The organism is Vibrio sp. CB1-14 (assembly GCF_040412085.2).
GTDB lineage: Bacteria > Pseudomonadota > Gammaproteobacteria > Enterobacterales > Vibrionaceae > Vibrio > Vibrio chaetopteri.
On sequence record NZ_CP115920.1, the window covers coordinates 2,177,696 to 2,202,135 of the forward strand.

Sequence of the window (24,440 nt, forward strand, 5' to 3'; positions counted from 1 at the left end):
ATGAGTGGGACTTTTTTATGCAGCACAGCTACAACGCGATTATTGCCGGAAGCTCAGGACTGGTTGGTAGTAAATTGCTTTCCTTACTTGAGGAAACGTCGCATATCGATACTGTTTACGCACTGTGCCGCGCCCCGCTTGAAAGTACTCATCATAAAACACACCAAATCATGGACGGCGCGCTTAGGATCACCGATTGGGATGATACCCATCCTACCCCAACCCTTGGCTTTATCTGTCTGGGTACCACCTTAAAAAAAGCTGGCAGTAAAGCCGCATTGGAAAAGATCGACCTCGACTTGGTCTGCGACGTTGCTCAAACCATGAAGATGGTTGGCGTTAAACGTATCGCTATCGTGTCGAGTTTAGGCGCTTCACCTCGCTCCCTGTCTCACTACTTAAAATGCAAAGGCAAAGTGGAACAGCGCATCAATCAAATGGGCTTTGAGCATGTCGTCTTTGTCAGGCCAGGCCCACTGGCAGGGCGTGAAATCGACACTCGCAGCGACGAAGTATTGGTGCAAAAACTCTTCACGCTGATCTCCCCTATTATGATCGGCTCACTGCGCGCCTTCACTCCAATCCCTGCAGAGCTTGTTGCAAAAGCCATGCTATACAGTGTATTACAGCCTAACAATGCCAAATCCGTCGCATACAACTCAGCAAACATGCGCGATCTACTGAGCGAATACGCCAACTGACTCGCAAAATATTTCTAACAATCTCGCTCTATATAACTTACACCTCTAAGTAATAACTTTTACTTATTGTCATCTGTGCACTGCAAGCGTTACTTTAGCCATCCACACTTCCATTTCCCACACCTTATGTGGGGACTTCGTCAGTTGAAAAAAAAAGGACTCTTTATATGTCAATTGCGGTTATCGCGTCGCTCGCGGTATTTTTAGGCATTCTTTATTTCTTATACGGACAGCAGCAAAAAAGCCACACACTCTCTCGCTTAGTTCTTTTCGGATTGGTTTTGGGTAGCGCATTTGGTCTTGGCCTACAGCTTCTGCTTGGTGAAGGTCATGCAGCTATTGGCGGTACTCTAGAGTGGGTCAATGTTGTCGGTCGCGGCTATGTTGGTCTTCTGAAGATGATCATCATGCCACTTGTACTAGTCTCTATGATTGCAGCAGTAGTGAAGCTTGAAAAAGGCGGCTCACTAGGCAAAATCAGTGGTCTGACAATCTCCATTCTTCTGGCGACAACCGCTATCTCTGCACTCATTGGCATTGTTGTCACCCAAGCCTTTGGTTTAAGTGCCGAAGGACTGACTGAAGGCGCGCGTGAAACGGCTCGTATCGCTGTTCTTGAAAACCGTGTTGGTAGCGTGAGTGATCTAACCATCCCACAAATGCTGGTTAGCTTCATTCCAACGAATCCTTTTGCTGATCTGACGGGTTCACGCTCAACGTCTATTATCGCCGTTGTTATCTTCGGTGTTCTCACCGGCATCGCAGCACGTAAAGTGATGGCCGAAAAAGAAGAGCTAGAATCACCAATTCGCACCTTTGTTGAAGCAACTCAGTCTATCGTTATGCGTCTGGTTAAGATGATCATGGCACTAACGCCATACGGCATCGCGGCTCTGATGGCAAAAGTAGTAGCAACATCAAGCGCTGGCGATATTCTTAACCTTCTAGGTTTCATCGTTGCATCTTACCTAGCTATCTTCTTAATGTTTGTTGTTCACGGCCTACTGGTTTCACTTGTTGGTGTGAGCCCGAAAGAGTACTTCCAAAAAATCTGGCCTGTACTGACTTTCGCATTCTCATCTCGAAGCTCAGCGGCAACGATTCCTTTGAACGTGGAAGCTCAGGTGACAAAACTCAATGTGCCACCAGCGATTGCAAACCTTTCAGCTTCATTTGGTGCCACAATCGGCCAAAATGGCTGTGCAGGCATCTACCCTGCTATGCTAGCAGTCATGGTCGCGCCTTCGGTTGGTATCGATCCAATGGACTTTAACTTCATTCTTTCGTTGATTGCTATCATTACCATCAGTTCATTTGGTATTGCAGGCGTTGGCGGCGGCGCAACCTTTGCTGCGCTCATCGTACTACCTGCTATGGGGCTTCCAGTTACGATTGCTGCTCTATTGATTTCAATCGAGCCACTGATTGATATGGCACGTACGGCACTAAACGTATCAGGCGCCATGACAGCGGGTACCATTACCAGCCGTCTACTCAAGAAAAAACAACCCTCGCTCGAGGAAGCCAACGCATAGTCTCACGACTCCTTCCAAACGAAACAGCGCCTTATGGCGCTGTTTTTGTATGAATTCAATAAGTTAAAATTTATTTCTAGTTTTATCGAAATAAAGCTTGATCTCAGCTCGGTTATTTCTATAATTCGAAACATATCGAATTATTCGGAGAAGCTAATATGAGCCCTGAATTCCTTTCAATGGCCAAAGAAACCGCCAACATGTTCGCCTTCTTAGCGACCGAGTTAATTATTCTATTTTTGGCTATCAGCTACATTGTTGGTGTTCTGCAAGAGTTCCTAACACCAGAAAAGATCCAATCTATTCTTAGCTCAAAGAATGGTAGAGGTTACTTTGTCGCTGCACTACTTGGTTCCATCACTCCATTTTGCTCGTGCTCTACGATTCCTTTCTTGAAAGGGTTGCTGCGCGCTCGCGCTGGATTTGGACCTATGATGGTGTTCTTGTTCGCCAGCCCACTGCTAAATCCAGTAATCATTGGCCTGTTTGTCGTAACATTCGGCATTAAAGTCGCCGTTTTTTACTTCGCGATAGCCATGTTTGTGTCGGTTACTGCTGGCTATGTACTAGAGAAGTTAGGTTTCGAGCGCTATGTAAAATCTGAGGCGTACGAAGCACAAACTGCAAGCTCATGTGGTACCTCTTGTGGTGACACTAAACCAGCTGCGACTCAAGAATCATCATGTGCAACGTCTACAAGCTGTGGCACTCCAAAGGTTGAGTCTTTGAAGCCAGCAGCAGCTAGCTGCGCGGCAGACAGCTCTTGCTCAACACCTGCACCGGCAACATCATGCTGTGGAGAAAAAGAGCCAGAACCAACTCTTGCTAGCATTAATGCAGACGGCAGCGCGTGTTGCGACACTACAGTAGCAACACCAAAAGAAGACAATCGTTGGGTTCGTATTTGGAAATCGACTTGGAAAGACTTTAAGCAAGTATTCCCATACCTAATGGTGGGCATTCTACTAGGGTCATTCATTTACGGCTTTATTCCAACAGACCTTATCGCACAATACGCTGGTGAAGGGGTTTGGTATGCGATTCCTATCGCGGCAGTCATTGGTATTCCACTGTACATTCGTGCTGAAGCAGTGATTCCTTTGAGTGCCGCACTAGTGCAGAAAGGTATGGCGCTAGGCTCAGTGATGGCTCTGATTATTGGTAGTGCGGGGGCAAGCCTGACTGAAGTTATCTTGCTTAAATCTATCTTCAAAAACCAGATGATTGCAGCATTCTTGGTGGTAATTTTAGGTATGGCGGTGAGTGCAGGTTACCTGTATAGCTTTATGTTTGGTTAATCGTACTAAAGATAAAAAAACTGCATGTAGCTGCAAAAGCTCTATTGCAAAAAAGACCTGTCTCGACAGGTCTTTTCGTTTACAAGCAATTACCGCATTAACCTTTGACAGCACCGGCAGTCAGTCCATCGATCAATCGACGTGACGCCATGATGAATAGGAACAGCAAAGGCAGTACTGCTATCGTTGCACCGAGAGAAACCGCACCCCATGGGACTTGCCCAGCAGTACCCTGCAAAGCACGAAGTGCTAGAGGGATTGTGAACATCTTCATGTCGTTCATAACGACTAAGGGCCCCATAAAGTTGTTCCACGAGCCGATAAACGTTATCAAACCTAAGGTGCCAAACGCCGGTTTAATCAATGGCACAATCACTCGATAGTAGATCTTAAACTCACCACAACCATCCATTCGCGCAGCTTCAACCAGCTCTTTAGGAATTGAGCTAGCAATAAACTGTCGCATCATGAAAATACCCATCGCACCGCACGCTGCTGGAACAATCAGTGCTTTCGGATCGTTCATCCAGCCGATAGTCGACATAATCATCGCGGTAGGAATCATACCTAGAAATGGGGGTAACAACATAGTGGCCATAATGCCGATAAACATTAGATTCTTAAACCGGAATTCAAACATGGCAAACGCATAGCCCGCCAACGAGCAAAACAGCAAGTTGAGTACGGTAACAACAACCGCAATGTACAAGCTCAGCCCCAAGTTGTGCCAAAAGTACGGTAGAAAGTCGACCAGAACTCTTAAGTTGTCGAGCAAATGCTCTCCAAACCAAATTGGTGGTGGTACTGACAAAATGCCACTGTTTGATTGAGAAGAGAAAATAAACATGAAGTAGAATGGCGCTAACATTATCAAGCCACCAAGTGCGACAATAATGTAAGCAATCAGTTTATCCTTTGACATATTCTTCATTATTGATTGTCTCCACCTAACAATTTGTTATTCACCCAAGTAAGTCCTGCGATCAACATAAACAGAATCCACGATATCGCTGACGCCGTACCAAAATCACTCTCTACGAACGCGGTTATATACATGTGCATAGCCGCTGTCTTACCCGCTTGATCGATGCCACCCGTACCTCCCGTAATAATGAACGGTTCTTCAAACAGTTGCAGGTTGCCGATGATAGTCAGCGTTACTGCAAAGAAAGCCATCGGCTTAAGCATCGGCAGCGTTATGTGCCAGAATTGCTGGTATCGACTTGCGCCGTCCACAGTAGCTGCTTCGTAAATGTCCTTTGGAATCGTTTGAAGCGCTGATAAGTAGAGCACTGTATTCCAACCAACAAAACGCCAGAACACCACAAATGAGATCATGTCTTTGGTGTATTCAGGACGATTCCAATCTATGTTCTGTGTTGGGAACAACCAAGACAGGACTTTAATATCACCGATGGTAAAGTTACCCAAAGAGGTAAGAACTTGGTTTATCATCCCAAAATCACGAGAAAACAGAGTGGTAAAAACTAGAGAAATCGCGACCGTCGATGTGATATAGGGAACAAAGTACACCCCGATCACTGTGTTACGCATTCGACTGAAGCTCGTGTGAATAAAGTAAGCTAAAGGAAGTGCGATTGCGTGCTGTGGAATACCTGATTTCAACGCAATAATGAATGTGTTGTAGACCGATTTCTGGAACCAGTCATCTTCGAGGGCAAACACATAGTTTTCCCAACCCACCCACTCCATTGAGGCGAGCCCCATTGCAGGCTCCCAGTAATGGAAAGAAAGGTACAATGAAAAAAGCAGTGGAAACAGTCCAAAAACTCCAAAGACAATGAAGAATGGGCTGACAAAAAGGTAAGGCGCAATTTTATTGCCCTTTCGAAGCCAGAAGTTCCCATTTCGGGAGGTTCTAGCTTGGTTTGATTCAGCGATAGTACTCATTTTACTTATCCCAACTAACTATCGAGCCAGCGCCATATCGATGCTGGCTCTCATTACTCTTAACGGCGACGCGCGCGACGCTGAATTTGCTTCTCGGCTGCAGCTAACACTTCGTCGATGTCAGCATCGTGCTCAAGCACTCTTTCTAGGGCATCATCGATAACCTGACGCGCAACTGGGTCATATCGGTCAACACCGACTGCCGGAATGAGTTCCGCCGATTCTCTCCAAACATGACGCGCCTGTTGATCACCTAGGTACGCAAGTTTTTCATCGAAGAATGGGTTTTGGTGAGTCGACGTTAGTGCAGGGAATGCGTTTATTTCTTTGAACCCAATTAACTGAGCCTCTGGTGAAGTCGCCATAAACTCGATAAAGCGCCATGCTTCCTCTTTGTGTTTGGCTTTTTTAGGAATGCTGTAGAAAGAACCACCCCAACTTGCTAAGGCGTGATTTGGAAGCGCTGATGTACGCCATAAGCCTGACGCTTCGGGCGCAATGTAATCCTCTAGGTGACCGCCTAGCCAAGCCCCCATCATTTGCACCGTAATCGTGCCGCGGCGTAGACTCTCTGACCATTCATTCGACCAAGCACTTAACTCAGCATCAACACCCGCATCGCGTGCTTTTTTAGCTAAGCGAAATGCTTCTTTGAAGCGTTCTGAGTTAACCAGCACATTGTGGTCTGTATCAAAGTAGATCCCTTCTCCTGGTTTTAGGTCAGAACGAATATAGATATCTTTAATGTCATTGGCATTGGATAGTAGGTAGCTGCCTGTTTTCTCTTTGATCTTCACACCCGACTCAATAAACGAGTCCCAGCTTTTAAGTAGGTCTTCTTCTGACACACCGGCTTTATCAAGAATGTCTTGGCGGAAGAAGGTGGCACCCGGACCGATATCAGTAGGAACTCCAGCTAACTCTCCCCTCGAATTTGTTACCTGTGCAACGGAATAAGGGATGAGGTTTTGAGTAAACGTGCCTGCTTTGTAGTTATCGCTGTTTAAATCTTCAAGACCACCGGACTCGATAAAGCGTCCCACATACGCATTCTCGATACCCATTACATCTGGTAGGTTCGCCCCAGTAGCAAGTGCTGTTGTCATCAAGTTATGGTGATCATTGTAAGAAAGCACCACCAGCTTTACCTTGATGTCCGGGTTTGCCTTTTCAAACACAGGGATGGCAGCCTCTGCGACTTGGTTAAAGTTCGGGAAAGACGCGACTGTAATCTCTACTGGCTCAGCAAATACACTGGTAGAAAAGACGGCAGCAATAGAGAGTGATACCGCCTTTAAACTTATATTCTTCATGGGGGAATTCCTTTTTACTGTAAGGTGGTTTGTTCTTTGGAATCAAAGTAATGAACGTTGCGTTTATCGAAGTAGAGCGTCTGCTCACCATTAATTGGGTCTTCGGAATATTTTGTTTCCGCAATAAATCGTTTGTCACCGAAGCTACACCCGAGTTGAATCACGGAACCTAGTACCTCGTTTTCATTAACCTGGACTTTCATCTCAACACAATTGCTTTCGTCGATATCTGCTCGGTCTAGGCTAAAATCTTGAGCTCTGATACCCACCGATTTAACTGAGCTAGAGAGATCTGAAATACAGCTCTTGATATCGCTAGAATCTACATCGAATAAGTTGATCTCTGGGCTACCAATAAATCGAGCGACGAATTGGTTTTTTGGTGTTTTGAAGATCTCTTCCGGTGTACCTATCTGCTCAATGTGCCCGTTGTTCAATATCACCACGCGATCGGCAAGCGTCATCGCTTCGACTTGGTCATGAGTAACGTAGATAACGGTCGTTTTCACTTTTTCATGCAAGGCACGTATTTCTTTGCGCATTTGGCCACGCAGCTTAGCGTCAAGGTTGGAAAGTGGCTCATCAAACAGAAAGACTTTCGGGGTGCGCACCATCGCTCGTCCCATCGCCACTCGCTGCCTTTGTCCACCAGACAGCTCTTTTGGCTTGCGTTCCAACAAAGGAGTGAGCTCTAAAGCCTCGGCAACATCTTGGATCATTTGCTGTCGCTCTTCTTTTGGTACCTTCATGTTCTCTAAACTAAATCCGATGTTTTCACCCACCGTCATGTGGGGGTACAACGCATAGCTCTGAAACACCATTGCAATATTGCGCTCTATGGGGTGTAGTTCATTGACCAACAGCTCATCAATAAATACATCTCCATCCGTTATCTCTTCTAACCCCGCTAGCATTCTCAAAATGGTCGATTTACCACATCCTGATGGACCCAAAAGCACTAAGAACTCACCGTGTTTAATATCAAGGTCTATATTTTTAACGACTTGAGTTTCACCATAGTCCTTTACTAAATTTCTAAAAGTTACCGATGCCATCATGCCACCTAAATTAATTTGTTCATTTCAATATTCTTTACACATCAACAAAACCCTTCCTTACCATAGACATAGCCTTAGAAATAGATCGTTTTGTTTTTGCCATTCTGACAGGTTAGCCAATGGAAATATTGACACCTTGTTCATCGAATATATGTAGACGAGAATTGTCGATATACATTTCCACTCTTTCTCCCACAGTAATATCTGCACTGGAATCTAACTCTATTGTGATATCAATTCCATTTAGGCGACCATAGACTAGTTTGGTGGTTCCAAGTAGTTCGCTAGTTTCAACATCGATTTTAACCGACATTGAAGTGCTGGTCTTTTTTAGGCTAATGTCACTTGGTCTAATACCAAGCTTACCTTTCCCTGAAGTATTACCGACATTATTCTTTCTAACATCGAAGACTTGATTATTCAGAAGAATTCGGATTTCATCGTCATCACATTCAAGGTTCACAGGAACCATGTTCATGGTTGGACTACCAATAAAGCCCGCAACAAACTCATTTACTGGGTAGTGATAGATCTCTTTTGGCGTACCCACTTGCTCAATTAAACCATCACGTAAAATCACCACTTTGTCCGCTAGAGTCATCGCTTCAATTTGATCATGAGTCACATACACCGTGGTTTTTTTGTGTTTTCTGTGTAGCTGTTTTATCTCAGAACGCATGACGTTTCTGAGCTTTGCATCGAGGTTCGACAGGGGTTCATCGAACAGAAAAACCTCCGGCGTTCTTACCATCGCTCTACCCATAGCGACACGTTGACGCTGTCCACCGGACAGGGCACGAGGTTTTCTTTTCAGCAAAGGGGTAAGTTGTAGCATGTCGGCTACGACCCTCACCTGCTTATTGATTGCCTCTTTACTTTGGCCTTCCATCTTCAAGGAGAAACCAATATTGTCGAAAACCGTCATGTGCGGATACAAAGCATAGCTCTGAAACACCATGGCGATATTTCGCTCCTTTGGTGATAAATCATTTACCACCGAGTCACCGATGAGTATTTCCCCGGCGGAGATCTCCTCTAGCCCGGATAACATGCGTAGAGTCGTTGATTTTCCGCATCCCGAGGGGCCTAGAAAAACAACGAACTCTCCATCCTCAATGTACAAATTGAATTTCTTTACAATGTGAGCATTTCCCGAGTAAATCTTATCTACATTTTTAAATTGAATCGTTGCCATGGCCTACCCTGATATGTCAATCAAACACGCTTTGTTATCTTATATGTTCAATTTATACCCGCCTAAATACAATTATGTTTTTTACTTCTATTGTTAACGTATTTAACGAGTGAGAATTTGATCACGACTAATGCATCAGAGACATTATTGACTATAAAATTGGTGTGATCGGTGACACACTTACAAAATAAAGAAATACCAAAGTTAAATATGATAACCGCAGAGTAATTACTCTTAAGTTCACTATGAAGATTTTATTTATTGTGATTAATCTTTTAGGTAATGTGACAATTCTTGATCTGATTCACATAAATATCTGACAAGAATTTTCTAACCAAGTGACATTTATTTGGTTAAAGAGTACAGGTACAGTAGTCGCATGCAAGATTGGTAGGCGTGACGAAGCATACCTCGCTATATACTCTCTTCAACTAAATCTGGTATTTAGCAGTCGAATATACAAGTTCGAAGTATTACTGAGGAAATATCATTACTAATAAGGGCTTACACCGAATTGACCGGTCAAGCCCTCATATTATTCACTGATTAAAACAAGTCCTTCAGCTGTTGATATAGCGCTTGATAGACCAAACGTTTCTTTTTGTATTGTTCTACCGCTACTGAGTTTGGCTCATGTCTTTCAACCAGCTTTGGTGTCGGACAAATGTCATGCAGTGTTGCCCCTTCTAACGTGCCCAGAATCGCCAGTCTAGCCGCTCCTAGGGCTGGGCCTACATCACCACCTTCACGATAAACTAGTGGCATGTCTACGATATTGGCAAGCATTTGACGCCAATACTGACTGCGGGCTCCACCACCAATCAATGATACTTCTTCCGGTATATTCTTAGTCACATGCAACGCATCAAAGCCATCAGCGAAAGCAAAGCCTACCCCTTCCATTACGGCTTGCGCGAGCTCCAAACGAGTCGTTGTATGCGTCATTCCGAAGAATACACCTTTCGCATCTGGGTTGTTGTGCGGCGTTCTCTCGCCAGAAAGGTAAGGTAAAAATACGACTTCAGATTCCTTGTCCGCTGACTGCTCAACTTGCTCAATCATGTCACCGACATTGTCGAAGTTCGTGAGTTGGGCAACCCACTTCAGACACGATGCAGCGCTCAAAATGACTGACATTGTATGCCAGGTATTCGGCAAAGCATGACAAAAGCTGTGCAGCGCAGACTCAGGATTAGAAATAAAGCCATCACTCACAGCAAAATACACCCCTGATGTTCCAAGTGACAGCATGGCTTGTCCAGGCTGAGTTATCCCAACACCCACGGCTCCAGCAGCGTTGTCACCCCCACCCGCAATAACCGGAACTGACTGCATTCCCCACTGCTTGGCAATGGATTCTGATAAATAACCGGTGACGTCTTTACCTTCAAACAACGCCGGCATTTGCGCTAATGTTAACCCAGTGGCCTCGAGCATTTCAGTACTCCACGCTCTTAACTCAACATCAACCCAACCCGTGCCAGCAGCATCAGACAAATCGCTAGCAAAATCGCCCGTCATTTTAAATCGGAGATAATCCTTTGGAAGCAGCACCTTATCAACCTTTGCAAAAACCTCGGGCTCGTGATTTGCAACCCACTTCAACTTTGGTGCAGTAAAGCCAGGCATCATAATGTTGCCTGTAATCGTTCTAGAATCCGGCACCAAAGATTCAAGTTCATTACACTCTGCAGCGCAGCGGCCATCATTCCAAAGGATAGCGGGTCTCAGTACACCTCCATTCTTGTCGACAAGCGTTGCGCCGTGCATCTGACCAGAAAGGCCAATCGCTTTCACTCGGCTCAAATCAACAAGATCTCGTAAACCTTCAATGGACTCACAAGTCGCTTTCCACCAGCTTTGCGGATCCTGCTCAGACCAGAGTGGCTTAGGTCGAGACACATCGATCTCCACCGTTGTCGTTGCGAGGATTTCTCCTGACACCGTCATCACAATAGACTTTACACCCGACGTTCCTAAGTCGATTCCAATATACATACCCTCTCCCGCACTTTGTCATATTTGTTTGCAATAATTACGCTGCGCTCAGCGTCTGCCCTTGATACCCGGTAAACGCTATCAATCATAAGCTCATGGTCTGTTCAGACAATTACGTTTTTTAGTAGCGTATTTCACGGATTTCACGACTGCGCCCGTGATCACACCGTTTGGTTATTTAGGCTGATAGAATCCCTCATGGTTTTGGCTAGCACATAAAAAGACACAAACATGGATAAACATTTTCGAGTTACCCTACTTTTCAACGCCAACAAGGTTTACGACCGTGAAGTGATTGAGGGGATTGGAGAGTATTTGCAAGCATCACAGTGTGATTGGGATATTTTCTTAGAAGAAGAGTTCACTACCAGCTTGGATAACTTCCATAACTGGCAAGGTGATGGGGTTATCGCTGACTTTGACGACCCTAAAATCGTTGAGCTTCTCAAAGATTCGGACATTCCAATTGTCGGCGTTGGAGGCTCTTACGAAAACGAAGACGACTACCCCAATGTACCCTACGTGGCGACGGATAACGAAGCTTTGGTAGAGCTGGCATTCCAACATCTCAAAGAAAAGGGACTTGAAAACTTCGCGTTTTACGGCAAGCCACTTGATGAGAATACCCGTTGGGCGCTTGAGCGTGAGAAGGCCTTCTCTAATATCGTCAGTCGTGAGGGCTATCCTTGCTCCATTTACCGCGGCAATGAAACCAATCCAAGTACTTGGCAATACGACATGAACCGCTTGGCCGACTGGCTTCAGCGCTTGCCTACGCCTACAGGGATCATTGCGGTAACGGACTCCAGAGCGAGACACTTACTACAAGTCTGCCAACATCTAAACATTATGGTGCCTGACAAGGTCTCGGTCATTGGTATTGATAATGAAGAGTTAGCACGATACCTAACCAGAGTGTCTCTAAGCTCTGTTGGTCAAGGTACCAAGGAAATGGGTTATCGCGCAGCAAAAATGCTCCACAAGCTGCTCGAGTCAAAGCAACAAGAACCGAGAAACAGCTCTGTATTGAAACATGCGCGTGTGATGGTACCACCAACTCAAGTATTTGAACGTCAAAGCACCGACTTCCAAGCACTCAAAGACCCTTATGTTATTCAAGCGATGCACTTTATCCGCCACAACGCCTGTAAAGGCATCAAAGTCGACCAAGTGCTGAGCTACGTCGGGATTTCTCGCTCAAACATGGAAGCTCGATTTAAAGAAGAGTGCGGTCACTCCATTCACCAAGAGATTCATAACTCCAAGCTACGACGCGCTTCTAATCTATTGTCGAGCACCTCCTTACCCATAGTCGAAATCGCAGAACTATGTGGCTACCCGTCGCTCCAATATATGTATACCGTGTTTAAGAAAAACCTATCCCAAACACCAAAAGAATATCGCGAATCAGGTGGCATACAACCTTGCCCTGCATAGCCTGACTTAATAAGCTATATCAAAAAATTCCCCTTGCTAGCACCACACTAACAAGGGGGGATGTTTATTGAGTCATTTATTATTGTACGACCAAAAACTCAGCCACCAAGGCTAAGCCATGACCTCACTCTCTACCTGAGCAGAGCTCTCAACCTCGATATGGCCCTCACAAATCATTCTCCACGCCCTTGGTAAGACACGAGTTTCACCCTTCAGGGTGACGGTTTGCTTGAATAGAATGTCATCAGAAGATCGACCAATCATAATGTCAAAATCACCGGCTTCAACAATACGATTATGCTTGCTGTCCGTGAAGTTGAGCATGTCAACCGGGAGCGCAAACGTAACTTTCTTTGACTCGCCTGCCTTCAAAGATACCTTGCTAAAGCCTTTTAACTCCCTCACCGGGCGAACGAGCGAGCTATAAACATCACGTACATATAATTGAACGACTTCTGTGCCGTCTCTATCGCCAGTGTTCGTTAGGGTTAATGACACATCGATAGTGTCTTCATGTTCCACTACTGCATTGGCTACATTGAAGTTTGAGTACGTGAAGTCGGTATAACTTAACCCAAAACCAAAGTTGTATTTTGACCCGAAGTGATAAGCGATCGGTGTACCACCGCTCTTGAGTTTATGATTGTAGTAATACGGCACCGCACCAACAGACTTAGGAATCGATAGTGTTAGCTTGCCACTTGGGTTTACTGTACCAGTTAGTACATCAGCAATGGCATCTGCACCTTCTTGCCCAGGAGCCCAGCCGTAGACAATTGCCGCCGCTTCTTGCTCTGCGCGTCCTAGATTATATGGTCGTCCGCCAGTGACCAAAACGACCACTGGCTTGCCACTATCAAGCGCAGCGTCCACCAGAGATTGTTGAATGCCCGGCAGTGAAAGAGACTCTACATCGGAGCCTTCACCGACGGTTCCAGTTTGGAATAGACCCGCCAAATCACCGACACACACCACAGCCACGTCAGACTGAGCAATTGCACTTGCGGCATCACCAATCAAGCTTTCGTCCATACTAATCGGTGAAGTCTGCGTTTGTGATAGTGCCAAGTCAACATCACCGGGGAATACCGGAGCATTCGCGTGACGCTCCGTTAATATCTCACAGCCTTTTGCATAGAAAGTAGTGTTAAATCGCTCAGCGATTGCCTCACGAATGGTTTTTGCTACTTTTTCATCACTTTCCATACTCGACAGAATCAGGTGAACAGGGAAGCTGTACCCTCCCAAAAGAGCCAACTGGTCATCCGCGGTCGCACCGACAATCGCCACCTTTTTCTGTGTATCCAAAGGCAAAGTACCATCATTTTTTAGCAGAACAATTGACTCACTGGCCACTTGATACGCAAGTGCTTTGGACTTGGAGTTACTTAGAGGCTCATCGGGTTCTTCGCAGTAAGGGTTTTCAAACAGCCCTAACTCAAATTTCTTAGTTAGAATTCTTGAAACAATTTCGTCTAGCTTCGCTTGAGAAATAAGACCTTTATCCAAAGCAGCCTGAAGACGTGAAGCGCAAGCATCATCTGGTAGCTCGATGTCTAAACCGGCGTTAAATGCCAGCGCTGCCGCTTCCTCTTCCGTTGAGGCTACAGCATGATGAGCACGCAGCAAGTCGATGCCACCGTAATCAGCAACAATCAGTCCGTCAAAGCCCCATTGGTTGCGTAGCACTTCTGTCAGTAGATATTCTGATGAATGACAAGGCTCGCCATCGATATCATGATACGCAGGCATCACCGAACCTGCATTGGCAAGCTTTATTGCCATTTCGAATGGCAGCATAAAGGTGTCATTCAGTTCTTTTAAACCAAGATTAACCGGAGCATGATTGCGAGCACCCTCACTGAAGGAGTGACCAACGTAGTGTTTTAGCGTGGCTAGGACATCACGTTTTTCACCCTGAAGACCGCGCACATAGCTCGTTGCCATAACCCCCACGTGATAAGGATCTTCACCTAAAGTTTCTTCGGTGCGACCCCAACGAACATCCCGTGACACGTCTAGTACCGGAGCCAAACCTTGCTGAGCACCCGCCGCTCGGACTTGACGACCAATATCTTGCGCCATTTCCTCAATAAGCTTGTCATTCCATGTATGACCATAATTGAGCGACGATGGATAAAGTGTTGCCTCTTTCGACATTAGACCTACCAAACACTCTTCGTGCGAAATAGCAGGGATCCCAAGACGAGTTTCTTCAACAAGATATTTCTGTAATTTGTTCAATGCTGCGACACCAGCCTGAGGCGAAGTCACGTGTGTACCTAATGGTCGAGTAATTTGTCCCAAACCATGTTTCAGACGCTCTTTTACTGGCACACGAGTCTGCTCACTCGCCATCTCTAGTTCGCGGTCTTGATGGTCGCCGTCCTCTTTGAGGATTAACCACTGCGCCCCAAGTTGGGCAAGTTTTTCTTCATTGGTCATGCGGCTAAGTAAATCTTGGACGCGCTCAGTAACAGGCGCTGTACTCTCTTTATAGATCATCGGTGTCACCATTTTTTCTTAATCAGAGCAAGCTCGCTCTATATTCTTAGGTTCTTGTCGCCTTACAATTTGTCGCAAGGCGTTAATTCGGAGAAAAAGCCCCGCTTCAGCAGGGCTAAAACACTTCGTCAGGAGCGACATAGCGTTTTGGGGGTTCGTTTTAACCAAGTTCAGCATTGTGTGAAGCAGGCTTAACCTGTTCTTTTTGCTTAGCATCGAGCGTCAGCATCGCTTTGATTTGATCAAGTTTTGCATTGTCTAACTTGTAGAACATCATGAAGATGGCAACCGACGCATAGAACACTCCAGGGATAACCGTAAACAGTAAGTTGATAGCCATTACCGCACTCTCGGTCTGAGTCTCAGCGCCGCCAACATAACCCGAAGCCGCAAGCAACCAACCTACTGATGCTCCGCCCAGTGCAATACCGAGCTTGATAGCAAACAAATTCGTCGAAAACACCATGCCGCTGAGCGAACGATTACTTCTGGTTTTCTCATAATCGACGATATCTGACATCATGCTCCATAAGATCGGAGTTGTACTCATCTGTACCACACCCAATATGATGACCAATGCAAACACCATAAACACGTTTTGAGGATCAACTAAGAACAACACAGCAGATAGGAATCCTGACGCAACAATTAGCACGCGATAAATTTTAGGCTTATCTAAGTGGCCAAGTAGTGGAGCTGAAATCATGGCACCCGCAATGTTGGCTAGCATGCCTGCGACCATAAACATTGTTGCTAGATCAGGTCGACCCATCACAGTGTTGACGTAGTACATGGTAGACGCCCCTTTTAGCACCACACCGGTAAGGAGAATCACATTGACGATGAAAAGAATGCGCCATTGATTGTTCTTCATTAGAAGCTTAAGGTCATGAAGTACCGATTGCTGAGCCTCTTGGCTTGGAACGTAACGCTCTTTCGTATTAGCAAAGCTAAAAAAGAAAAGTCCAATTGCACCTAAGCCCATGATAGCCATTGCACCAAGGTAGCCCTTTTGCACGTCTCCTTGCCCAATGACATCGACCAGTGGTAACGCCAACATAGCAACAACCAAGCCACCTGCCGTACTCAATGCAAAACGATAAGACTGAAGTGACGTTCTCTCTTTAGGATCATTGCTTAATGCATTTGCCATTGCGCAATAAGGAACATTGATTGCGGTATACATGAGCGTGAGGAAAATATAGGACACGTAGGCATAAACTACCTTGCCTGTAGGTCCAAAATCAGGGGTAAAGAATGCTGCCATACAAGCGAGTCCAAATGGGATAGCCATCCACAATAGATATGGTCGATAGCGACCATGCTTTGAGCGGGTTCTATCCACAATTGAGCCCATAATTGGGTCGGTTACCGCATCAATAAAACGGACAAGAAGAAACATGGTTCCCATGTGTGCCGGTGATAGACCATAAATATCTGTATAAAAATAAGCCAAAAACAACATTACGGTCTGCCAAACAAAATTACATCCCGTATCGCCTAATCCATAAGCCACTTTTTCCCTTACGGACAACCTAACTGCGTTCATATTTAACTCCACCAAATTTCGCTTGGAAATTATTCTTCATGGTTAGAGGCGCTTAATCAACTTACCCTATTTGGTTATCAAATTACGATATTTCCCATCTGTGATGCTTATCTACAACCGCGACACCCGTGTAATTTTTAATTATTAATAATCAACAAGTTAAGTTCATTACGCATTTTCAACTCTATTTAATTAACGTCAATTTTGAGAACTAGAGCACATTTAATAAATAGGTGAATTTTGGTATCAAAAATCGTAATTGATGACCCTCTTGAAAAATAACAAGATGAATGCGAACAAAGTCCACAACCACGATTTGGAAATTAGGCTATGAGTGAATATTTCAAGAACATTAAGAAAATCAATTTTGAAGGTAAGGATACAACAAACCCTTTAGCATTCCGTCACTATGACCCGGATCGTATGATTCTGGGCAAGTCGATGAAAGACCACCTGAGGTTTGCAGCGTGCTATTGGCACAACTTCCGCTGGCCAGGTGCTGACATCTTTGGTGATGGTACTTTCAATCATGAGTGGTTAAAGGCTTCGGATCCAATGGAACAAGCTCGCATGAAAGCGGACGCAGCATTCGAGTTTTATACCAAGCTGAATGTGCCTTATTACTGCTTCCACGACACGGATATTGCGCCAGAGGGCAACTCACTAAAAGAGTACGTTAATAACTTCCAAACAATGGTTGACGTATTTGAGCAAAAGCAAGTAGAAACAGGCATGAAGCTACTTTGGGGTACGGCAAATGCGTTCTCTAATCCTCGTTACATGGCTGGTGCAGCAACGAACCCAGATCCTAAGGTATTCGCTTACGCTGCAACACAGATTTTCAATGCAATGAATGCAACTCATCGTCTGGGTGGTGAAAACTATGTATTGTGGGGCGGCCGTGAAGGCTACGAAACTCTGCTAAATACAGACCTTCGCCAAGAACGTGAGCAACTTGGCCGTCTAATGCAGATGGTCGTTGAGCATAAACACAAGATCGGTTTCAAAGGCGCAATTCTGATTGAACCAAAACCTCAAGAGCCGACGAAGCACCAATACGACTATGACACAGCAACAGTGTACGGCTTCCTAAAACAGTTTGGTCTAGAGAACGAGATCAAAGTAAATATCGAAGCAAACCACGCGACTCTAGCAGGTCATAGCTTCCACCACGAAGTGGCAACGGCTACGTCTTTAGGTCTGTTCGGCTCTATTGATGCGAACCGCGGTGATGCACAACTTGGGTGGGATACAGACCAGTTCCCTAACAGTGTTGAAGAAAACACATTGGTTATGTACGAAATCCTGAAAGCAGGTGGCTTCACTACCGGTGGCTTCAACTTCGATGCTCGCGTACGTCGTCCATCTACTGACCTAGAAGATTTCTTCCACGGCCATATTGGCGGTATGGATACGATGGCGCTAGCGCTAGAGCGCGCAGCAGACATGATTGAAAACGATGTGCTTTCTAAAAATATCGCGCAGCGTTACGCAAGCTGGAATGAAGACCTAGGCAAGAGAATCCTTGGTGGTGACCTAAATCTTGAACAGCTAGCGACACTTTCAGTTGAGAAAAACATCTCACCGGTTAAGGAGTCAGGTCGTCAAGAGTACCTAGAGAACATCGTTAACGGTTTCATCTATAAGTAGTCTCTCGTTATTGTTACTTCTCATTTGCCTAAGTTAATCGTCGATTAGCTTAGGCTTTTTAGCTCACTGATTTGGAATATGACTATGCATCAAATTAATAATCCGGTTTTACGAGGCTTCAACCCTGATCCATCCATATTGCGTGTTGGTGACGACTACTACATCGCGACTTCGACCTTTGAGTGGTTTCCGGGTATCCAAATACACCACTCAAAGGATCTTGTGAACTGGAGTCTGGCCGGCCATGTTCTCACCCGAAAGTCACAATTAGACATGACGGGTATGGATAACTCTGAAGGGGTCTATGCGCCAACTCTGAGCTACTCTGATGGTAAGTTTTGGGTCTGTTATGCCAATGTACATTCTTGTAAGGGCGGTACTTGGATGGCAACACCAAGCTTTGTGGTCACAGCCGAAAGCATCGAGGGACCATGGAGTGAACCTATGTCGATTGGCAACTATGGCTTCGACCCCTCTTTGTTCCATGACGATGATGGCAAAAAATACATGCTAAATATGGTCTGGGATGGGCGTTCAAACACTAACTTCTTTGGTGGCATAGTCCTGCAAGAGTTCGATGCAGAGGAAGAAAAGTTAATAGGGTCGGTGCACAACATTTTCCCCGGCACACATTTGGGCTGTACGGAAGGCCCACAGATGCTAAAACGCAATGGCTACTACTATCTTATCACTGCAGAAGGTGGTACCGAACGCAATCATGCAGTCACTGTATGTCGCTCAAAAAACCTATTAGGTCCATACGAAGTGCATCCTAAGAACCCGATTCTAACGAGTCGCTTTCAAGAAGATGCCGAGTTATCGCGAGCGGGTCATGGCTTCCTAGTAGAGACACAAAACGGTGAATGGTACTTGAGCCATCTTTGTAGTCGACGAATCCAGAACCCAGAGGGTTATCAGTTCATCCCTAAATATGACAATGGCTTCTCTATTCTAGGAAGAGAAACAGCACTGCAAAAAGCCCACTGGCTGGACGACTGGCCATATGTCACATCTGGCAAGACACCTCTGATTACAGTAAAGGCGCCGGAATTGACGCCTTCCCTTTGGCCAGTCGAGCAAGAGAAAGACGACTTTGACGATAGTCAGTTAAACATTAACTTCCAAACACTCAGAGAGCCCCTAGATGAATCTTGGGGATCATTAACCGAGCGTCCAGGTTTTTTAAGATTGAAAGGTCGTCAATACCTCTATTCTCGTTATCAAAACAGCCTTATTGCGCGCCGCTTCCAAAGCCACTACGCACTGATTGAAACTAAGATGGAATTCGCTCCTACGTCCCCCTATCAGATGGCCGGGCTATGTGCTTACTACGCGAGAAACGGCCACTACTTTTTGAAAATGACCAAAGATGATATGGGGCAAAACGTACTACAGGTCGTTGGGAACATTAACGATCAGTATCAAGAATATGGTGAGCCTCTATCCATTAAAGATACCGACACCGTATACATGCGGCTAAGCCTCGAAAAACAATGGTATCAGTTCAGCTACTCCCTCGACGGCGAACGCTGGTCAAATCTCGGCGCCGCTTTGAACAGCACTCCGCTATCCGATGAAGGCGGCCCAGATATCTTCCGATTTACTGGAAGCTTTGCTGCACTATTTGCCTGTGATATCACCGGCCAAAATGCACCTGCCGACTTCGATTACTTTATTTATCGTGAGCTTGATTAAAGGTCTCGAAGAGAGTCTACAAGCACCGTAACTTTTTAAATTCATACCAATAGAGATAACGTTATGACCCATGCTACCGCTGAAAAAAAACCGACAAAAGCAATATCAGAGCCACTGGTAACGCATATCTATACTGCTGACCCTTCGGCGCATGTCTTTAACAATAAAATCTACATCTATCCTTCCCACGATGTAGAGAGCGAGATGCCGCAAAACGACGCAGGGGATCACTTTGATATGCGTGATTACCATGTCATTTCACTTGATGACGTGGGTGGAATCACCACAGACCATGGTAATGCCCTCGACATCAATGATGTTAAATGGGCTGAACGACAAATGTGGGCACCTGATGCTGCGCAAAAAGACGGCAAATACTACCTCTATTTTCCTGCTAAAAACTATCAAGGCGTGTTCCACATTGGTGTAGCGGTTAGTGATAGTCCAACCGGGCCATTCATCCCTGAAGATACCCATATCGAAGGCACCTTTAGTATTGATCCAGCCGTTTTCCAAGATGATGATGACCAATACTATATCTACTTTGGCGGGATCTCTGGCGGGCAACTTCAAAACTGGACTGAAGGTAAGTTTGGCGACGAGCAATACCCTTCACATGATCAAACAGCGCTTTGTCCATTAGTTGCTAAACTTGCTGGTTCAATGGTTGATTTGACAGAAACGCCTAGGGATCTGGTGATCATCGACGAAAATGGTGAACCTTTGTTAGCTGGTGATAACGAGCGTCGCTACTTCGAAGGCCCGTGGATGCATAAACACAATGGCAAGTACTACTTCTCATACTCAACTGGTGACACTCACAAAATCGTCTATGCGACCAGTGACTCGCCTTATGGTCCCTTCACCTATCAAGGCGTTATCCTAGAGCCAGTCGTCGGTTGGACTACACATCATTCCGTAGCCCAGTATCAAGGCAAATGGTATTTGTTTTATCACGATAGTTCGCTGTCAGGTGGTCAAACACATTTGCGCTGCATCAAGATGACAGAGCTTGTTCATGATGAAAATGGTCGCATTCAAACGATCTCACCTTACAAAGACCTCTAGTCGTTAATAAAAAGTGATAACGATTAAGCGGCGCCGCTTTTTTTGGTTTCGTTAACACTGGTCGTTTCGCTAAAATAAAAAAGCGCGTGAAACTCATTCACGCGCTTGTTCACTGTATTAGAGCTAACACAATACTCTAGTGATTGTGTCTTGGAAGCGTCTTAGACAACCTATCAAATTTAAGAGCACTATCGAACACCGCACCTTCATCCATTTGTGTTACCGATTGACGATAAATCTCTTGCCAAGGGGTCTGACTTGCAGGCACTGATGGTAGACCTCGTGATGCTTTTCTCTGCTGCCACTCTTGCTCAGAAACTAAGACGTTGCACCGGCCTTTATTGAGGTCAACTTGAATCCTATCCCCAGTATCAAGATAGGCTAATCCACCACCCGCTGCGCTTTCCGGAGACGCATGCAGAATCGAAGGGCTGTCTGAGGTACCAGATTGCCTGCCATCCCCCAAAGTCGGTAGGCTTTGAATACCACGCTCTAACAGATGCTTGGGTGGTTGCATGTTGACGACTTCAGCAGAGCCAGGCCAGCCAAGAGGTCCGCAGCCGCGAATGACCAATATGCAATTTTCATCGATATTCAGACTCGGATCATCGATACGTCTATGGTAGTCCTCGGAACCATCGAAGACGATGGCTCTCGCCTCAAACACGCCTTCCTTGCCAGGGACTTGCAGATACTTTTGTCTGAATTCATCCGTGATTACACTGGTTTTCATAATCGCGAAGTCAAACAAGTTGCCCTTCATTACGATAAAGCCAGCGTTGTGTTTCAGTGGCTCAGAATATGGATAAATCACCTTACGGTCATTCGTTTCTCGACCCTCAAGGTTTTGGCTGATCGTCCTGCCCGTAACCGTCAGCGCATTTCCATCAAGCTGGTCGTTTTGCAACAGCTCCCACATCACCGCAGGAACACCTCCTGCTCGATGAAACGCTTCACACAAATATTCCCCCGAAGGTTGCACGTTGGCGAGTAGCGGAATTTTATGTGAGTATTGTTCCCAATCCTCTGCGGTTATCTCAATTTGAGCATGTTTCGCCATCGCGACCAAATGCGGCTGAGCATTAGTAGAACCACCAATCGCAGAGTTCACTCGAATCGCATTCAAAAAGGCGGGTTTGGTCAAAATCTTCGACGGTCTTAAATCCTGATACGCCATCTCTACAATCTGCTTCCCAGTGTAATAGGCCATCTGTCCCCTTTCCCTATAAGCAGCAGGTATAGCTGCACTGCCGGGTAAAGTAAGACCTAGAGCTTCCGCCATCGCGTTCATCGTTGAGGCCGTGCCCATGGTATTGCAGTGACCAACTGAAGGCGCAGACTTCATAGCAAGATCCATAAACTGCTGCTCATCAATCTCCCCAGCAGCAAGCTTTCTACGCGATTGCCAAATGACTGTTCCCGAGCCTACTAACTTATCCTCATGGTGGCCATCTAGCATGGGACCACCGGAGAACACGATAGCGGGAATGTCTACCGTCGATGCTGCCATCACCGCTGAAGGCGTGGTTTTGTCACAGCCCGTGGTTAGCACGACTGCATCGATTGGGTAACCGTAAAGGATCTCCACTAATGAAAGATAAGCTAAGTTACGGTCAAGCGCTGCCGTTGGGCGCTTGCAGTTTTCAAATAGTGGATGTGTTGGGAATTCCAAAGGAATTCCCCCCGCCTCTCGAATGCCATCTTTAATGCGAGATGACAGCTCTAGCAACACGCGATTGCAAGGCGACATATCACTCCCTGATTGAGCAATACCTATGATGGGTTTACCCGAATGCAGCTCCTCAGGGGTCAATCCCGAGTTCATAAATCGCTCAGAGTAGAGCGCTGCTAAGTCAATGTGTTCTTCGTTGCAAAACCAATCTTGCGAACGAAAGCGCACATTGGGGCGATCGTTATTTCGGCTCATAGCTAAATTCCTCAAAATCAGCATGGCAGCCAAAGCCACTGATATCCGCGCAATGCAAACCGACAAAGGCGCCGGTAAAGAAGCCACGACCATCAATGTAATCATCAGATAGACGCCAAGCATCAAACACTACTGGCACGTCATGCCAATTTGTTCCGTCGAAAGAGTAGCTGTACTGATACGTCAATCCATTGACATTGACTCGCATCCAAATTGACGTCGTATCATGCTGTACGATAATTGGCTCATCGTACATATGGAAGCTCGCCGCTTGCTTGTCTACCTGCATAACACGAATACAGTTCTTCTTGAGTTCTTCGTCAAATTCAACCGCAAGGTAAGTCCAGTTGCTGGTGTTGTAGTAGCAACAAAGGCCTGCTGATTGCTGGAAGTTGGTAGAGTTAAACTCTAGCTTGGTAGAAGCGACAAACTCATGGTGTCGCCAACGAGTTGCCACCGTTGACTGCTCAAACAGAGATAACAGACTGTCGTTACCACGCAAACGCAGGTAGCCTTCGCGTTCATTTAGGCTGCCCAGTTTATCGCTAAACGGAATACGCAGCGTTTGCCAATGACCTTGTAGCGACTCACTGCTAAAGTCATCATAAATCGCTTCACTTTCAGCTTCGCTTGTAACGCCGAAGTCGGCTTCTGGTATCTCAAGTTTTGCAAAGTTACCACCGACCACCATCGGCCAGCCATCTTTCCACTCCAAACGGTCAATGCCCGTCTCACGTCCCATAGAACATGCTCCGCGCCCCCATCTTGCAAGTCTTGGACGGCCAGGGAACTTAAGTGGGCGACTCACTAGATAGGTGATATACCATTCGCCATCAGGAGTCTCTACCAATGACCCGTGACCTGCTTTTTGCAGTGGGTTGTTTGGTGTGTGCCACGTAGACATAAGGGCACCATGCGGAGACAGCTCATAAGATCCATAGATGTCTTTAGAGCGAGCAACTGTTACATGATGTTCAAAGCTCGTGCCACCCTCTGCAGTGATGAGATAGAAATAATCATCCTTTTTGTAGATGTGTGGTGCTTCCGTGTACTTGAGATCGGTGCCATCAAAGATTGAGCGTCGGTCTGTGACAAACTTATGTGTCTCTGGATCGTACTCTTGAATCACGATCTCGTTGATTGGGTCGCTGTGATTTCGTGGCCCCCAAGTTCGATAAACGTAGTACTTCTTACCATCTTCACCGTGGTGTAACGAAGGGTCAAAGCCACCATTACCCATCGGGATCGGGTCACTCCAAGGACCTTCGATATTGTCCGCGGTTACTAGATAGTTACGACCATTTTTCCATGGTGCATCGATGACTTTTACATCGGTATACAGTAGCCAGAATTTACCGTCAGCATAGCTAAGTGCCGGTGCCCAGATGCCGCCTGAATCAGGGTTACCTTTCATGTCCAACTTTTCTACCGTATCGAGCGGCATCGACGCCAGTTTCCAGTTTTTCAGATCCTTAGAGTGGAAAATACGCACGCCCGGAAACCACTCAAACGTTGATGTTGCGATGTAGTAGTCATCCCCTGCTCGGCAAATACATGGGTCTGGGTGAAAGCCTTTAAGAATTGGATTATTGATCATTGT

The 24,440-nt window shown here is 45.9% G+C and carries 17 protein-coding genes; 7 read left to right on the plus strand and 10 right to left on the minus strand.

Annotated features, from left to right (window positions below):
* Positions 1-17: 17 nt before the first annotated feature.
* From PG915_RS09865 to PG915_RS09875, 3 genes are all read left to right on the plus strand, one after another.
* The gene (locus tag PG915_RS09865; RefSeq protein ID WP_353496371.1) at positions 18-701 is read left to right on the plus strand and encodes an NAD(P)H-binding protein; all 684 of its coding nucleotides are present in this window, start codon (positions 18-20) and stop codon (positions 699-701) included.
* A gap of 167 nt (positions 702-868) precedes the next feature.
* On the plus strand, positions 869-2,236 hold the full coding sequence (locus PG915_RS09870; RefSeq protein ID WP_353496372.1) for an L-cystine transporter: 1,368 nt from the start codon (positions 869-871) through the stop codon (positions 2,234-2,236).
* Positions 2,237-2,394: 158 nt separating this feature from the next.
* Positions 2,395-3,534 (plus strand): permease, encoded by a 1,140-nt coding sequence (locus PG915_RS09875; protein ID WP_353496373.1) that lies wholly within the window; start codon positions 2,395-2,397, stop codon positions 3,532-3,534.
* 97 nt (positions 3,535-3,631) lie between these two features.
* Here PG915_RS09875 and PG915_RS09880 read toward each other — a convergent pair whose 3' ends face one another.
* From PG915_RS09880 to xylB, 6 genes are all read right to left on the minus strand, one after another.
* Positions 3,632-4,465 (minus strand): carbohydrate ABC transporter permease, encoded by an 834-nt coding sequence (locus PG915_RS09880; protein WP_353496374.1) that lies wholly within the window; start codon positions 4,463-4,465, stop codon positions 3,632-3,634.
* Positions 4,465-5,445 carry a carbohydrate ABC transporter permease gene (locus PG915_RS09885; protein WP_353496375.1) on the minus strand — a complete coding sequence of 327 codons (981 nt, stop codon included), beginning with the start codon at positions 5,443-5,445 and terminating at the stop codon, positions 4,465-4,467. Before PG915_RS09885 ends, PG915_RS09880 begins: the two co-directional genes overlap by 1 nt.
* Before the next feature lie 59 nt (positions 5,446-5,504).
* Positions 5,505-6,758 carry an ABC transporter substrate-binding protein gene (locus PG915_RS09890; RefSeq protein ID WP_353496376.1) on the minus strand — a complete coding sequence of 418 codons (1,254 nt, stop codon included), beginning with the start codon at positions 6,756-6,758 and terminating at the stop codon, positions 5,505-5,507.
* A gap of 14 nt (positions 6,759-6,772) precedes the next feature.
* The gene (locus PG915_RS09895) at positions 6,773-7,813 is read right to left on the minus strand and encodes an ABC transporter ATP-binding protein (RefSeq protein ID WP_353498702.1); all 1,041 of its coding nucleotides are present in this window, start codon (positions 7,811-7,813) and stop codon (positions 6,773-6,775) included.
* A gap of 115 nt (positions 7,814-7,928) precedes the next feature.
* The gene (locus PG915_RS09900; protein ID WP_353496377.1) at positions 7,929-9,011 is read right to left on the minus strand and encodes an ABC transporter ATP-binding protein; all 1,083 of its coding nucleotides are present in this window, start codon (positions 9,009-9,011) and stop codon (positions 7,929-7,931) included.
* A gap of 546 nt (positions 9,012-9,557) precedes the next feature.
* Entirely contained in the window at positions 9,558-11,009 is a 1,452-nt protein-coding gene (xylB, locus tag PG915_RS09905) for a xylulokinase (protein ID WP_353496378.1), read from the minus strand.
* A gap of 231 nt (positions 11,010-11,240) precedes the next feature.
* Between xylB and PG915_RS09910 the strand changes: the two genes are divergently transcribed.
* Positions 11,241-12,446, plus strand: a complete 1,206-nt coding sequence (locus PG915_RS09910; RefSeq protein ID WP_353496379.1) for a XylR family transcriptional regulator — start codon at positions 11,241-11,243, stop codon at positions 12,444-12,446.
* Between the two features lie 111 nt (positions 12,447-12,557).
* On the opposite strand, the gene PG915_RS09915 is transcribed toward PG915_RS09910, so the two are convergent.
* A complete protein-coding gene (locus tag PG915_RS09915) occupies positions 12,558-14,951 on the minus strand; it encodes a glycoside hydrolase family 3 N-terminal domain-containing protein (RefSeq protein ID WP_353496380.1) in 2,394 nt (797 codons plus the stop codon).
* A gap of 160 nt (positions 14,952-15,111) precedes the next feature.
* A complete protein-coding gene (locus tag PG915_RS09920; RefSeq protein WP_353496381.1) occupies positions 15,112-16,500 on the minus strand; it encodes a glycoside-pentoside-hexuronide (GPH):cation symporter in 1,389 nt (462 codons plus the stop codon).
* A 330-nt stretch (positions 16,501-16,830) separates the two neighbouring features.
* Here PG915_RS09920 and xylA point away from each other — a divergent pair, with 330 nt between their 5' ends.
* The 3 genes from xylA to PG915_RS09935 all read left to right on the plus strand — a co-directional run bounded on the left by xylA (position 16,831) and on the right by PG915_RS09935 (position 20,913).
* The gene (xylA, locus tag PG915_RS09925) at positions 16,831-18,150 is read left to right on the plus strand and encodes a xylose isomerase (RefSeq protein ID WP_353496382.1); all 1,320 of its coding nucleotides are present in this window, start codon (positions 16,831-16,833) and stop codon (positions 18,148-18,150) included.
* A gap of 84 nt (positions 18,151-18,234) precedes the next feature.
* On the plus strand, positions 18,235-19,845 hold the full coding sequence (locus PG915_RS09930; RefSeq protein ID WP_353496383.1) for a glycoside hydrolase family 43 protein: 1,611 nt from the start codon (positions 18,235-18,237) through the stop codon (positions 19,843-19,845).
* A 63-nt stretch (positions 19,846-19,908) separates the two neighbouring features.
* Positions 19,909-20,913: a glycoside hydrolase family 43 protein gene (locus PG915_RS09935; RefSeq protein WP_353496384.1), complete on the plus strand. Its 1,005-nt coding sequence runs from the start codon at positions 19,909-19,911 to the stop codon at positions 20,911-20,913.
* Between the two features lie 136 nt (positions 20,914-21,049).
* On the opposite strand, the gene PG915_RS09940 is transcribed toward PG915_RS09935, so the two are convergent.
* Complete coding sequence (locus PG915_RS09940) at positions 21,050-22,840, minus strand: IlvD/Edd family dehydratase (protein WP_353496385.1); 1,791 nt, start codon at positions 22,838-22,840, stop codon at positions 21,050-21,052.
* The gene (locus PG915_RS09945; protein WP_353496386.1) at positions 22,827-24,437 is read right to left on the minus strand and encodes a glycoside hydrolase family 43 protein; all 1,611 of its coding nucleotides are present in this window, start codon (positions 24,435-24,437) and stop codon (positions 22,827-22,829) included. Before PG915_RS09945 ends, PG915_RS09940 begins: the two co-directional genes overlap by 14 nt.
* Positions 24,438-24,440: the final 3 nt, after the last annotated feature.